Source organism: Streptomyces sp. NBC_01317 (genome assembly GCF_035961655.1).
Lineage (GTDB): Bacteria > Actinomycetota > Actinomycetes > Streptomycetales > Streptomycetaceae > Streptomyces.
The window spans coordinates 4,693,081-4,706,745 of sequence record NZ_CP108393.1; the positions used below are offsets into that span (position 1 = coordinate 4,693,081).

Genomic DNA, 13,665 nt, shown 5'->3' on the forward strand with positions numbered 1-13,665 from the left:
GCGGTGCGCGTCCGGCCCTCAGCTGATGGTCAGGGCGGGGTCGCGCCGCAACGGAATGGCCTGTAGGGCCAGTTGGTCCCTGATCCGCTGGACCAGGGTCTGCCACTGCCGGGTGAAGCCTGGTTCTCGTTCCAACACCTCCCACAGCGGGCCCAGCGCCCGGTCCGCACGAGCCTTCGGCATCCACAGGTGCAGCAGGTGGTCGACGGCCGGACGCAGTGCCGTGACCGCGTCGCGTCCGTCGGCCGATCCGAGGCGGCTGCGTTCGACCATCCCTACGAGAGTCGTGAGCAGCCAGTCGTGCAGGGCCAGGTCCTCGCAGAGACTCGCGGCGGCGGATCCCGTACCCGCCGGCAGCCGCAGCTCCACGGTGCGCAGCCCGTCCTCGGCAAGGGTGAAGCGTTCGATCGAAGGGCCCTCACCGTCGGGGGCCAGCAGTGCGACCCAGCGCAGCCGAGTGCGCCGGGACTTGAAGGGTGCCCGTTGGTCGAGCAGTTGATGCCTGAGGAGCCTGCTGAGCAACCGTTCCGAGATCGCACCGACATCCAGTTCGCCCGGCCGGCGGTCGGGGAGGAGGAATCCCTCCGCCACGGATCGCTCGGAGAGCTTTCCGAACGGTTCGACCACGCCCGGCCGGGCCAAGTAGTGGCCCCACGGCTGCCGTTGGCCGGGGCCGGAGGGTGGGGAGTGGAAGACCGCGCCTGCCTGGAGGACGCGGCCCCCGGTGAGTACGGCGCGGGCCGCGACGGTTCCGACTCCCCTGACCTTCGCCCCGGAGGAGGTGGGCAGCCGGCAGTCCACACCGGTGAGTACGTCCGGCGACAGGGCGTAGGCGTTGGGGCGTTCGGAGATCAGGACCCTTTCGTCGCCGCGCAGTTGGAGCAGGTCGGCGGCCGCGGCGCCGGGCAGGGACTGGGCGTGCTGGAGCAGGGCCGTCCGTACCTCCCCGCACATCACCACCCACTCCACGGCGTCCCCGGGGGCGGCCATGTCAGGGTCCCGCGTAGAAGACGTAGGAGGCGCGGTCGGCGATCTCGTCCGGGACCGCCAGGCCCTCGCGCGCGGAGCGCTCGGCTACCTGGCGCAGCGCGCCCCGGTCCGCGTCGACCTGGTCGAGGATGACCCGCACCGCGTGCTCGACGGGCAGGAACCGCGACGGGAGTACGGAGGCGGTGCGGTACGCGGAGAAGGGCGCCGCCGAGGCGTTGAGCTGGACGAGCGGCGGCAGGTCGTCCCAGCGGCGCGGGAACGCCTCGCCGTCCGACCATGCCCGGGGCCGCAGTACGGCTTCGCCGTGGTGCCGCAGCAGCCCGAGCCGCGCCAGCTGCCAGACGGCGGCGAGAAACGGACAGGACCACGTACGGCGGTTGTCGCGGTTGTCCCACATCTCGACGTCCACGAAAACGGAGTGGCGGCGGGCCGCGGTCTCGGTGGGCGGCGTCCAGGACGGGACCTGGGCCATGGCCTCCAACGTCCCGGTGTCCGGCCCGCGTTCGCCGTTCGCGAGCCAGCCGCTCTCGCCGGCGGGCGGCCGGGAACCGTCGCTCCCGGCGGGCGGCGACTCCACGAGGCGGTGTTCCACGGCCTCGGCGACCGCGACCCCGTCCGCGACCGCGCAACCGGACTCACGGGCCAGGTAGTCGATCGTCAGCCCCGCGTCCCCGGCCTCCGCGAGGAGGACCGGGATGAGTTCGGCGGGGGAGGAGAAGCGGGTGAAGTAGTCGTCGATGAGGAAACACGTACTGATCCGGGGGCGCCGGCCCCCCACCGCGGCCGACGCGCGGACCGCGTCGGCCCAGGGCCGTACCCGCGCGAAGTGCTCACGCAGCCGCTCGGGACCGGCCTCGAAGTCCTCCATGTACAAGTGGCCCAGTTCCAGGGAGACATGGGCGAGCGGTACGGATTGGGTACGGGGTTCCGCGGCGGTCTCCCGGAAGACCGCGCCCGAAGCCACCGCGGGAACCGACTCCACCCCGCCGTCCCTCACGTCTGCCCCCTCACGTCTGCCCCCACGCGTCGTCGTCCGTCAGCCGCGCCGCCAGATCCTCCAGCGCCTGCCGCGTCTCCATGTTGGCCACCCGGCTCGCCAGCACGTCCTCGTCCGTGATCAGCTGCTCCCGCCACTGGAGCACCGGCTCCAGCGGCACCGCCCCCAGCACCCGGCTGAACCCGATGTCCAGCTCCGCCGCCAGCTTGTTGAGGTCCTGGTCGCACTTGCGCATCCACGCCGACTGGGCCGGCGGCACCTGCGACCAAAGCGCCGACTCGGGGTCCGGCACGGCTGCACGTACGAACCGGATGTTGCCCCGCAGCCGGTCCTCGTCGTGCCCCCGCGCCACACCGCCCGCCACGATGCCGCGCGTACCGAACACCAGCCCGGCGGCGGCGATCACATGCTGCCGCGTCCAGCGGTGGTAGACGAGCCAGCGGGCGTCGACGCCGCTCAACTCCGGCCGGGAGGTGGCTTCGAGGACCATGTCCGTCGCGTAACTGCGGCCCGCGCTCAGGTCGACCACCACCAGGTCGAACTCGCTGTTGAGCCGCAGGAAGAGGTCCACACACCGGTTCAACGCGTCCTTGCCGACGGCGAATTCGCCCCCGCTGCGGTCCCCGGGCAGCAGTACCAGACCGCCCGAGCCGGTGGGCCGGTGGCGCAGCACCTCGTGCTCGGTGTCGGCCCACACGTCGATCCGTACCGGCTCGGTGGCCTTGCCCAGGAGGTACGAGTGGAGCCCGCCCCGCTCGATGCCGCGCAGCGCGCCCGGCACGTCGAAGACCGCGGCGGCCGTGGGGGAGCCGAAGTCGAAGTCCAGGTAGCAGACGTCGTCCCCGGCGAGCGCCTTGCGGTAGGCGACGTTGGCGCTGGTGACGGAACGCCCGGTGCCTCCCTTGTCGGAGGCGGCGAAGACGAGCACCGTTCACACTCCCCGGGAGGCGGTATGCCTGGCCAGGGCCAGGGTGTCGAGTTCGCCCAGCACGTCCAGGGTCAGCGCGACGGCCGTGCCGGGCTGGTCGTCGAGGATGACCCGGGCGCGGCGGAGTTTGACCTCGACGCTCTTGAGCGCGATGCCGTGGGAGCCGTCCGCGAGCGAGGTCGGTTCCAGCTGTTCGTTGCCGAGCAGGTGGGTGGCCTCGCTGAGCAACGCGGCGGCCAGGGTGGCCAGTTCGGAGCTGCGGATCGGCGGCTGGGTGTAGAGCTGGCGCGCCGCGACCATGCACTCGGTGACGCGTTCGGTGATGTTCCACGACAACGGGCCGTCGTCGGGCGGCGCTTCGGGATACACCGCCTGGATGTGGTCCCACAGGCCGGCGCCGTCGCCGGTCCTGATCCGCCGCGTCCACACGTGGTCGAAGATCCGCTCGGCGAGGCGCAGCAGCCGGTCGTGCGCCGATATGTTCCGTGACAGCGCGCAGAGTTGGATGCTCCGCTTGAGCAGCTGCGCCGAGAAGTCGCCCATCGTCCACTCCATCGGCGGCCCGACGCGCTGGCTGCCCTGGAGCGGCAGCCGGACACCGGGCCGGTGCAGCCCGATGGCGGTGTCGTTCTGGGTCATGCGGCTGGTGATACGGCCCCGTTCGGCGAGGCGCTCCATGATGCCGACGGTCCGGGTGAGGTCGTCGTCCGTCGCGCGCCGGCGCACCAGGTCCTGGACGAGGATGGCGGCGACGGACAGCGAGAAGTACTCGGACTCCAGCCGCTGTCCCGTCGTTCGCCAGGGGATGTCCTCCAGCGGCCAACTGCCCTCGCCGAAGCGGGCGATGCCCGACCAGTACTGCTGGGTGACCTCCCAGCGCAGCCGTAACGCCTCGGCCAGCCGCTGCTGTTCGGTGTTGAGCAGCCCCAGCGTGAGGGTGCGGTCGGAGAACAGGTCCTGGATGCCGTCGAGGGCGACCACCGTGAAGTAGAGGTACGGGATGGGGTCCGCGACCCCGTCCGGCTGCGGGCCGATCGGCTCGACGGTCTCCACCGGCGGGGCGTCCTTCACCAGGCTCCAGGCCCAGCCGATCTCGAAGAGCTGGTTGTCGTCCTTGAGGCGGTCGGCGACATCGACACCGAGGGTGAAGCTCTCGCTGACGGTGGCGCGCAACGCCTTGAAACGGCGTTGGAACTGCTGGAGGACCACCCGCTCCGAGACCTGGCCCTGACCGAGGAGCTTGCCGAGCGTACGGCCCTGCGCCTCCTCCGGGTCGAAGACGTTGACGGTGAACGAGCGCAGCAGGCTGACCATCGCCGCGGTGAGCCGGACCTCGGTGGCTGCCTTCAACTCGTCGATCAGGGCCCGTACTTCGGCGCGGCGCGTCCGCGTCTCGTACACCTTGAGGAAGCCGAGGGTGGCGAGGGAGAGGGTGATGGACATGGAGAAGGCGTCCACGACGCCCAGTTCGCGCTGCTCCTCGGTGAGGTCCTGCTCGGGATCGCCGGAGATGAAGTAGTAACCCCCCGAGAAACTGGGCCTCTTGTCCTCCGCCGCGTGGGTCCGCATGAACTCGGCGAGGACCGTGACGAGCTTGCCCGGCAGCTCCAGACGCCCTCCGACGCTCTTCAGCGCGGCCTGGACGTCCCGTTCCGTCGTGTCCGGGTCATCGAGCCGGAACGCCGGGATCTCGGTGGCCGGATACATGAGGCAGAGCAGCCGTTCGGCATCCGCGACACTGCTTCTCCCGCCCCATTCGCCCCACTCCCATTCACCGTCCTCGAACGAATGGCGCGCGATGGCCTGCCAGATGTCCAGCAGATGCTGGCGTGGCTTGATCTGCATCCCATATCCCTCGTACAGGTCCCCGCACCATCAACCGGGAAGCGATCAGGAATTCAGTGAACGGAATTACGCCGGCCGCACGCCACGATCATTCCTTCGTACCCGGGCCGCAGCGCGCCGCCCGGCATGCCGATGGGGGTGATCGTGACATCCTCCTCCGCGTACGGGGCGAGGGCGGCCCTGATCTCCGTACCGGTGACACTGCACGCGGGGAAGAACCGTTCGCCCACCTTGTAGCCTTGCGAGCCCTCCATGAAGGCGGCGGCGAAGGGCGCGCCCGGCGCCAGGGCGCGCAGGAAGCGCTCCACGCCGGTCTCGAATTCCCGATGGGACGTCGACATCGACTCGGCGACGAAGAACATCGTCCCCATGGACCACCGCCCCAGGAACCGGTCGAGCGAGAAGAGGTCGCCCTGTGCCACCTCGACGGTCTTGCGGAACACGACCCGCGGGTCGTCACTCTCCGCCAGCTCGCGGTACGCGGCCCGGCCGCGCAGCACGTCCCAGAACTCGTCCCAGTGCGTGTCGTAGTGGGGCCGCTGGCCCTCCAGATACGCGATGTTGGCGGCGGAGCGCTCGAAGAGGGTGATGGTGTCGCACCACGGGAGCATCGAGAGCGCGGGGTAGAGGTTGGCACCCGCGCCGACGTCGATCCCGAGAACAGGGCCGCCGGTCCCGGGAACAGGGCCGCCGGTCCCGGGAACAGGGCCGCTGGATTTCTCACGGAAGGAACGGAAGTAATCGCTGAAATGATCCCGGACGAGGTGCAGAATCTGCGCGTCGTCGGACCGTAGAAAGCGATAATTGTGATCAACATAGGCGGCGGAGTCGAACAAGTCCCAGGAAGCCTCGGCATTCAGCTCTTGTTCGGCCTCTTGCCGGGCTTCCCGCGCTGCCTCTGCTGATTTCCCGTCCGTGACTTCGGGGACGTCGGGCGACCTCGGATCCATCATTCAATGGTAGGGCCACAGCTCCCTCCGTGTCCCCCGCCGCGGGTCCTCCGGGGTGACGTCACGTCAACTCCAGGGTGACGGCACGTCAACGAGGGCGCACGAGGGGCGCGCCGCGGCATGCGCGCATTTCGGTCCGGATCCCGCCTTGAACGGTCAGATCGGGCGGGTGATGCTGGTCCGGTTGTCACCCGTACGAGTGCCATGAGGGAGCGGCATGACCTCTCTGCCCCGCACCGTCCCCGGTTTTCCCCGCACCACCCCCGGCGCGACGCGCCTCGCCGGCCCCGACGGCCGGCCCCTGCGGCTGAGAGCGGTCACCGAGGAGGATCTGCCCGAACTGCACCGCCTGGACAAGGAGATATTCCGGGAGCAGGCCTACCCGTACTTCGTCCTGCGGCAGTTCTACGACCTCTACCGCGACGAACTCTTCGTGCTCGACGACGGCACCGCCTTCCACGGCTACGTCCTCGCGGGCACCAAGCCCGACAAGAGCCGCAGTTGGGTGCTGGGCCTGGCCATCCACCAGCAGTGGCAGGGCCTCGGCCTCGGCCGCCGGCTGATGGGCGAGGCCCTGCGCCGGCTGCGCGCGGAGGGGGTCGGCGAGGTCTGGCTCACCGTCGAACCCGCCAACACCCGGGCCATCAAGCTGTACGTGTCCCTGGGCTTCACCCGTATCGCCCACCGCGACGACTACTTCGGCCCCGACGGGGACCGCGTGCTGATGGCGCTGCCCCTGACGGCCGAGGGGGCGTACCACCCCGACGAGGTGGTACGCCCCCTGGACGAACGAGACGAGCGAGACAAGCGAGACAAGTGAGACGCACGAGACACGCGAGACACACGGACCGACTAGAGAAACAGCCTCAGCCGCCGCACTGGCACGGCGCGCCCTGCTGACAGCCGCAGCCGCAGCCTGAGCCGCAGCCGCACGCGCCGAGCAGCGGCAGGTGCACGACCCCCTCGTGGGGGGCCCTGGGAACCGGTGGCGCGTCCTGCTGCGGGTCGGTGATGGGGGAATCGGCCATGGGATCCTCCTCAAAGGCGTGCTGGATGCCGCCTCTTCCCATTGCATGCCCACCCCGGCGGGCGCATCAACGGCGCATACGCGCGCAAGTGCTCGAACCTCCCGCGTGCGCCGGTCCGTCCGGGGGACGCCCGAGGGCGCCCCGGAGAGGCCCCAGGAAGCCAATCGCCGGACGGGTCACAAGCCCGTCCGGCGATTGAGGACACGCTGTGGCCGAAGGCCACGCCCCCGGGTCATCGCACGCGGCAAGAGCGCTACGCGCCCTCGACGGGCGCCTCCGCCGTCTGGATCTCGTCCGCGTGCTCACCCGTCACCAGGTAGACGACCCGCTTCGCCACCGACACCGCGTGGTCCGCGAACCGCTCGTAGTACCGGCCCAGCAGCGTCACGTCCACCGCCGTCTCGATGCCGTGCTTCCACCGGTCGTCCATCAGGTGCTGGAACAGCGTCCGGTGCAGCAGGTCCATCTCGTCGTCGTCCTGCTCCAGCTCCAGCGCCAGCTCGACGTCCTTCGTGATGATGACCTCGGCGGCCTTCGCCATCAGCCGCTGCGCCAGCTGCCCCATCTCCAGCAGCGTGGTGTGCAGGTCGTGCGGCACCGGCGACTGCGGGAAACGCAGGCGCGCCTGCTTGGCCACGTGCTGGGCCAGGTCGCCCGCCCGCTCCAGGTCGGCGCTCATGCGCAGCGACGTCACCACGATGCGCAGGTCCGTCGCGACCGGCTGCTGCCGGGCCAGCAGGGCGATCGCCCTGGCCTCCAGGTCGTGCTGGAGCGTGTCGACCTTCTCGTCCGCGGCGATCACGCTCTCGGCGAGCCGCAGGTCGGCGTCCAGCATGGCCGTGGTGGCCCGCCCTATGGCGGAACCGACCAGCCGGGCCATCTCGACGAGGTCTTCGCCTATCGAGTCCAGTTCCTCGTGGTACGCGTCCCGCATGGGGTAGTCCCTCTCTTGTACGTGCTCTGGGTCCGTACGTGCTCACGCACGCGCCGCCGGGGGCCGGGGCCGGGGGCCCCACGGTCCCACGTTCTGTCCGTTACGCGTCGGGCGCCTCCCTCCCAAGTGAACCGGCACTATCCCCTCGGTGAACTCTGGGCGACGAGTGTTGGAGGAGACACCTCGACGGCTGGGAGAGTGTCCGTACCCGCGCATAACCTGGGACGCATGGACGTGAACGCGGCAGTCGCCGCATTGGCAGCGATCGCCGGGGTGTGCACCGGCGTGATCGCCATGCTGGCGTTTCGCTGGAGCGAACGCGACCAGGCCAGACCCACCCGCACCTCGCTGCACACGGACGCCGTCCTGCCCCCCGGGGTCGACACGGTCCTGTCCGTGCTCCGCTCCTCCGCGGTGGTCCTCGACGAGAGCGACTCCGTGGTCAAGGCCAGCTCGGCGGCGTACGCGCTGGGCCTGGTCAGGGGCGGCAAGCTCGCGGTCGAGCCGATGCTCCACATGGCCAGGGACACCCGCAGGGACGGTGAGATACGGCAGGTGGAGCTGGATCTCCCCCGGCGCGGTACGGGCCGGGGCGAGGCGCTCGCCGTCTCCGCCCGGGTGGCCCCGCTCGGCTCCCGGCTGGTGCTGCTCCTGGTCGAGGACCTCACAGAAGCCCGCCGTATCGAAGCGGTACGGCGCGACTTCGTCGCCAACGTCAGCCACGAGCTGAAGACCCCCACCGGCGCGCTCTCCCTGCTCTCCGAGGCTGTCATGGACGCTTCGGACGACCCCGAGGCGGTCACCCGCTTCGCCGGGCGGATGCAGATCGAGGCGACCCGGCTCACCAATCTCGTACAGGAACTCATCGACCTCTCCCGGGTGCAGAACGACGACCCGCTGGAGGACGCGGAGCCGGTACGGGTGGACGAACTCGTCGCCGAGGCCATCGACCGGTCCCGGCACGCGGCGTCCACGAAGCAGATCACGATGGCCGCAGGAGGTACTGTCGATCTGCACGTATGGGGCAATCGCGGCCAGCTCGCCGCGGCCCTGGGCAATCTCGTCGAGAACGCCGTCAACTACTCCCCGGCCCGCACCCGCGTCGGCATCGCCGCGCAGAGGGTGAGCGCTCCCGGCGGGGACCTGATCGAGATAGCCGTGACCGACCAGGGCATAGGCATCTCCGAGAAGGATCGCGAGCGGGTCTTCGAGCGGTTCTACCGCGTCGACCCGGCACGCTCCCGCGCCACCGGTGGTACGGGGCTCGGCCTCGCCATCGTCAAACATGTGGCCGCCTCGCACGGCGGAGAGGTCACGGTCTGGAGCTCCGAGGGTCAGGGCTCCACCTTCACCCTGAGGCTGCCCGAGGCGGGCACCGTACGGGACCACAGAAAGACCGCCACGGACGACGATGACGACCAGGCGCCCTACGACACCGACACCGACACCAGTCTCGCCCTTGATTCACCCACCGTGATTCCTGCCCCGGAGGTCCTTCCGTGACCCGAGTGCTCGTCGTCGAGGATGAGGAATCCTTCAGCGACGCTCTTTCCTACATGCTCCGCAAGGAAGGCTTCGAGGTCGCGATCGCGACCACCGGGCCCGCGGGGCTCGACGAGTTCGAACGCAACGGCGCCGACCTCGTCCTCCTCGACCTGATGCTGCCCGGCCTGCCGGGCACCGAGGTCTGCCGCCAGCTGCGCGGCAGGTCAAACGTCCCGGTGATCATGGTCACCGCCAAGGACAGTGAGATCGACAAGGTCGTCGGCCTGGAAATAGGGGCCGACGACTACGTGACCAAGCCCTTCTCCTCGCGGGAGCTGGTGGCCCGCATCCGCGCGGTGCTGCGCCGCAGGGGAGAGCCGGAGGAGGTCACGCCGGCGGCCCTGGAGGCCGGCCCGGTCCGGATGGACGTGGACCGCCACGTCGTCACCGTCTCCGGCGGCAAGGTCGACCTCCCGCTCAAGGAGTTCGACCTGCTGGAGATGCTCCTGCGCAACGCGGGCCGGGTCCTGACCCGGATGCAGCTGATCGACCGCGTCTGGGGAGCGGACTACGTCGGGGACACCAAGACCCTCGACGTGCACGTCAAGCGGCTGCGCGCCAAGATCGAGCCGGACCCGGGCGCGCCCAGATACCTGGTGACGGTCCGAGGCCTCGGCTATAAGTTCGAGCCGTAGACCGCCCCGGGTCGCGAGGCCCAGCCGTCAACGGTGCACTGCGGCGCTCCACCCGTCCTGGGTGGGGCGCCACAGCTATGCCCACAGCTGGGTAGTGCGTACGGGACAGCTGTGCGCCACGTACGGGCCTAGGGCGTGTCCGCAAAGTGGGGTCGTTCGCCCGGAGGGCGGGGCTCGCGGGGTCTGGTGCGTGCGATCGCAAGGCGGAGGACCCACCCCGTACTGGATGTACGGGGTGGGTCCGACAACGCCGCGAGCGCGCGTGCCAGACCCCGCGAGCCAGGCCCCACTTTGCGGACACGCCCTAGCCGGCCGTGCTCGACGCGGACGCCGAGTCCGAGGGCTGCCCCGACTCCGGCTGACCGGACTCGGAGGCGGAGCCCGACTCCGTACCGGACGGGGATTCGGACGCGTCGGCGGCCGGCGACTCCGACGCCGACGGCGAGGCGGTCGGGGACGGCGGCGTGCTCGGGCCGACGCCCTCGAAGTAGCTCTTGGCGGGGACGACGAGGGCGCGCAGGCCCACGTCACCGGTGTCGCTGAACGAGAAGACGACCGGCTGGGCGTTCCCGTCCTTGGCGGCCTCGCGGCCGTCCTCGATCACCGCGGAGGCGTTGCCCTCGCCCCCGAGCCGCACCCAGCCGCCGTTGGGCGGCACGGTGACCGGGCCCTTGCCCTTGGCGGGGGAGAGCTTCACCGTCGCGCCGGTGCCCGGCAGCGTGATGGAGTCGAGGGTCTGCGCGGTGCGGCCGTTGTTGAAGACCGTGCCGGTCACGACCGCGGGGCCCGTCGCGTCGAGCTCGGGCTGGGTGACCAGGGTGGCGGCCTGGATGGTGATGTCGCCGATGGAGGTGGCGGCGCTGTCCGGCTTGACGCCGAGCGTCTGGGCGTTGTTGCCCGCGCCACACGCGGTGAGCGAGGCAAGCGACAACACGAGGGCGGAAGCGGCGAACGTGCCGCGTCGAAGGCTGCGGCTCACGGCGGCGGCAACTCCTAGGACGTGTTGGGACGGAGGGGCGAGGACGGCTCAAGGTGTATCAGCGCGCTTAGGTTACCGAGGCGCCGACACCGCCCCGCACCCGACCCGCCTCCTGGGGGCACGGGTACGGAGACAGCTCCCCGTACCGGTACGGGGACGGCTCCCCGCGCCCCCATTCGATCGGCGTGTCCATGACGCTCCGTTCCCACCGCTGATCACATGGTTTCCGCGCTGTTCACATAACGCCGGTGATCAATTCAGGCCGGGCCGCCGCACATTCTCCGGAATACCGTCCCGGAGCCGTGGTGATCAAATTCAGAATCCGCCGCACAGGTGATCGGCAGCCGAACGGAGTACCGGAACTTCACCGTCTTGAATCAGGCAAATCGGGACGTTAGTACCCGCTGGGGGGTGTCGCGCGGTCGGTAACGGGCGCGTTTCCGCACGCCCGCGCAGCCGCTCCGACCTGCGAATACCCGGTTCCGGAAGCCGTCCGCAGCACGTCCCTGGCGCTGTTGTCAAGCCCCGAGATGCGCCCTGACCTGCGAAAACACCATTCAGAAGGAGCCATTCTCGTGTTATCCTGGATAGCCACGGAAGGGGTACCTGTCACATGACGTTCAAGGTAGGCGACACCGTGGTCTATCCCCATCACGGGGCCGCGCTGATCGAGGCCATCGAAACTCGCCAGATCAAAGGCGTGGACAAGACCTACTTGGTGCTCAAGGTCGCCCAGGGCGACTTGACGGTACGTGTCCCGGCGGACAATGCGGAGTTCGTCGGCGTGCGTGACGTGGTCGGTCAGGAAGGACTGGACCGGGTCTTCGAGGTGCTCAGAGCGCCGTACGCGGAAGAGCCCACGAACTGGTCCCGTCGTTACAAGGCAAATCTCGAGAAGCTCGCCTCCGGCGATGTGATCAAGGTCGCCGAGGTCGTCCGCGACCTGTGGCGTCGGGAGCGCGAGCGCGGACTCTCCGCAGGTGAGAAGCGCATGCTCGCCAAGGCGCGGCAGATTCTTGTGAGCGAGCTCGCTCTCGCGGAGAACACGAATGAAGACAAGGCCGAGGCTCTGCTCGACGAGGTACTCGCGTCCTGAACGTGCGGCTCCTGTTCCACCACAACGTGCTCAGCCGCAACGTGCTCAACAGCAGTGAATGCCGTGGTGCCCGCTGACCAGCTCTGATGGAGAAGCTGTGTCGCCGGGCGCTGCGGCATGTCCGTACACCCGCATCCCGTCCGACATCCGGGTACTCATCCCCCGTACACCCGCACCTGTCCTGGCGCGCGCCTGCCCACCCACGCGAGGGGTCACACACCCGCGCACCGGGTGCGGCTTGCCTCGACCGTGTCACGGAAGGGGCCGGTCAGGCGTCGCGCCCGGCACGCTCTGGCCATACCCATGTCGGCCGCGGACACAAACCTGCCGGAGTGCAACCGATGTCAGACGAAGCCAGCCCCCACCGCACCGCCGCGGTGATCCCAGCGGCCGGCCGGGGCGTGCGGCTCGGCCCCGGCGCCCCCAAGGCGCTCCGCACCCTGGGCGGCACGCCCATCCTGATCCACGCCGTCCGCGCGATGGCCGCCTCCCGCGCGGTCTCGCTCGTGGTCGTGGTCGCCCCGCCGGACGGCGCCGCCGGGGTCAAGCACCTCCTGGACGAGCACGCGCTGCCCGCCCGTACCGACTACCTCGTCGTGCCGGGCGGCGAGACCCGCCAGGAGTCCGTACGGCTGGGCCTCGACGCCCTGCCCCCCGGGATCACGACCGTCCTCGTCCATGACGCGGCCCGCCCGCTGGTGCCCGTCGACACCGTGGACGCCGTCATCGAGGCCGTACGGGACGGCGCGCCGGCCGTGGTGCCCGCGCTGCCCCTCGCGGACACCGTCAAGCAGGTCGAGCCGCGCGAGAAGGGCGAGCCGGAGCCGGTCGTCGCCACGCCCGAGCGGGCCACCCTGCGCGCCGTACAGACTCCGCAGGGCTTCGACCGGGCCACGCTGGAGCGCGCGCACCACACGGTGGCGGCGGTGGGTGAGGGTGCAACGGACTGCGCCGGTATGGTCGAGCGGCTCGGCACGCCCGTGGTGGTCGTCCCGGGCCACGAGGAGGCGTTCAAGGTGACCAGGCCGCTGGATCTGGTGCTGGCCGAGGCGGTTCTCGCCCGGAGGAGGGCCAACGATGGCTTCTGAGGTACCCGTACCCCCGCTCCTGCCGCAGGTCGGCATCGGGACGGACATCCACGCCTTCGAGGAGGGCCGGGAGCTGTGGTGCGCGGGCCTGCTCTGGGAGAACGAGGGGCCGGGGCTCGCCGGCCACTCCGACGCGGATGTGGTCGCCCACGCGGCCTGCAACGCGCTGTTCTCCGCGGCGGGCCTCGGCGACCTCGGCGCGCACTTCGGCACCGGGCGCCCCGAGTGGTCCGGAGCGCCCGGAGTCACGCTCCTCACGGAGGCCGCCAGGATCGTCCGCGCGGAGGGCTTCACGATCGGGAACGTCGCCGTCCAGGTCGTCGGGCCGCGGCCGAAGATCGGCAAGCGCAGGGAAGAGGCCCAGAAGGTCCTCTCGGCGGCGGTCGGCGCGCCCGTGTCGGTCTCGGCGGCGACCTCGGACGGGCTCGGTTTCACCGGCCGGGGCGAGGGCCTGGCGGCGATCGCGACGGCTCTGGTGGTCCGTACGACCTGAACGCGCGTCTCTCGCCGTCCGTACGGCCTGATCGCGACGGCCCCGAAATACGCCCGCGCTCCCCGGAGTTGAGGGAACGTCGACATGCTCCGCCCGTCAGCGGCAACATGCTCCTCAGCATCGGTCACGTACTCAGCAGGTTCACCAGGAGGCTCCC

The 13,665-nt window shown here is 70.3% G+C and carries 14 protein-coding genes; 6 read left to right on the forward strand and 8 right to left on the reverse strand.

What is annotated here, in order from left to right; genetic code table 11:
- Nucleotides 1-18: 18 nt before the first annotated feature.
- From OG349_RS20270 to OG349_RS20290, 5 genes are read right to left on the reverse strand one after another with little or no spacing between them, the layout of a single operon-like run.
- Entirely contained in the window at nt 19-990 is a 972-nt protein-coding gene (locus OG349_RS20270) for an SCO2521 family protein (protein ID WP_327235945.1), read from the reverse strand.
- Nucleotide 991: 1 nt separating this feature from the next.
- On the reverse strand, nt 992-1,987 hold the full coding sequence (locus OG349_RS20275; RefSeq protein ID WP_327235946.1) for an SCO2522 family protein: 996 nt from the start codon (nt 1,985-1,987) through the stop codon (nt 992-994).
- Between the two features lie 10 nt (nt 1,988-1,997).
- On the reverse strand, nt 1,998-2,915 hold the full coding sequence (locus OG349_RS20280; protein WP_327235947.1) for an SCO2523 family variant P-loop protein: 918 nt from the start codon (nt 2,913-2,915) through the stop codon (nt 1,998-2,000).
- A gap of 3 nt (nt 2,916-2,918) precedes the next feature.
- Nucleotides 2,919-4,760, reverse strand: coding sequence for an SCO2524 family protein (locus tag OG349_RS20285; RefSeq protein WP_327235948.1), 1,842 nt, complete (start codon nt 4,758-4,760; stop codon nt 2,919-2,921).
- 53 nt (nt 4,761-4,813) lie between these two features.
- Nucleotides 4,814-5,620, reverse strand: a complete 807-nt coding sequence (locus tag OG349_RS20290; RefSeq protein ID WP_327238639.1) for an SCO2525 family SAM-dependent methyltransferase — start codon at nt 5,618-5,620, stop codon at nt 4,814-4,816.
- Between the two features lie 307 nt (nt 5,621-5,927).
- Here OG349_RS20290 and OG349_RS20295 point away from each other — a divergent pair, with 307 nt between their 5' ends.
- Nucleotides 5,928-6,530, forward strand: coding sequence for a GNAT family N-acetyltransferase (locus OG349_RS20295; protein WP_327235949.1), 603 nt, complete (start codon nt 5,928-5,930; stop codon nt 6,528-6,530).
- 46 nt (nt 6,531-6,576) lie between these two features.
- Here the strand turns inward: OG349_RS20295 and OG349_RS20300 are convergent, their stop codons facing one another.
- Both OG349_RS20300 and phoU read right to left on the reverse strand, forming a co-directional pair.
- Nucleotides 6,577-6,738 (reverse strand): hypothetical protein, encoded by a 162-nt coding sequence (locus OG349_RS20300; protein ID WP_327235950.1) that lies wholly within the window; start codon nt 6,736-6,738, stop codon nt 6,577-6,579.
- A gap of 253 nt (nt 6,739-6,991) precedes the next feature.
- Nucleotides 6,992-7,672: a phosphate signaling complex protein PhoU gene (gene phoU / locus OG349_RS20305; RefSeq protein ID WP_327235951.1), complete on the reverse strand. Its 681-nt coding sequence runs from the start codon at nt 7,670-7,672 to the stop codon at nt 6,992-6,994.
- A gap of 228 nt (nt 7,673-7,900) precedes the next feature.
- Between phoU and OG349_RS20310 the strand changes: the two genes are divergently transcribed.
- Nucleotides 7,901-9,175 (forward strand): sensor histidine kinase, encoded by a 1,275-nt coding sequence (locus OG349_RS20310; RefSeq protein ID WP_327235952.1) that lies wholly within the window; start codon nt 7,901-7,903, stop codon nt 9,173-9,175.
- Entirely contained in the window at nt 9,172-9,852 is a 681-nt protein-coding gene (locus tag OG349_RS20315) for a response regulator transcription factor (RefSeq protein ID WP_046498012.1), read from the forward strand. The genes OG349_RS20310 and OG349_RS20315 overlap by 4 nt, the downstream gene beginning before the upstream one ends.
- Nucleotides 9,853-10,156: 304 nt before the next feature.
- Here OG349_RS20315 and OG349_RS20320 read toward each other — a convergent pair whose 3' ends face one another.
- Nucleotides 10,157-10,831, reverse strand: coding sequence for a DUF461 domain-containing protein (locus OG349_RS20320; RefSeq protein ID WP_327235953.1), 675 nt, complete (start codon nt 10,829-10,831; stop codon nt 10,157-10,159).
- Between the two features lie 613 nt (nt 10,832-11,444).
- On the opposite strand from OG349_RS20320, the gene OG349_RS20325 reads away from it, so the two are divergent.
- The 3 genes from OG349_RS20325 (at nt 11,445) to ispF (ending at nt 13,508) form a co-directional block, all read left to right on the forward strand.
- Nucleotides 11,445-11,927 (forward strand): CarD family transcriptional regulator, encoded by a 483-nt coding sequence (locus tag OG349_RS20325; RefSeq protein WP_006380568.1) that lies wholly within the window; start codon nt 11,445-11,447, stop codon nt 11,925-11,927.
- A gap of 341 nt (nt 11,928-12,268) precedes the next feature.
- Complete coding sequence (gene ispD, locus OG349_RS20330) at nt 12,269-13,015, forward strand: 2-C-methyl-D-erythritol 4-phosphate cytidylyltransferase (RefSeq protein WP_161309252.1); 747 nt, start codon at nt 12,269-12,271, stop codon at nt 13,013-13,015.
- Nucleotides 13,005-13,508, forward strand: coding sequence for a 2-C-methyl-D-erythritol 2,4-cyclodiphosphate synthase (gene ispF, locus OG349_RS20335; protein WP_327235954.1), 504 nt, complete (start codon nt 13,005-13,007; stop codon nt 13,506-13,508). Before ispD ends, ispF begins: the two co-directional genes overlap by 11 nt.
- Nucleotides 13,509-13,665 lie beyond the last annotated feature (157 nt).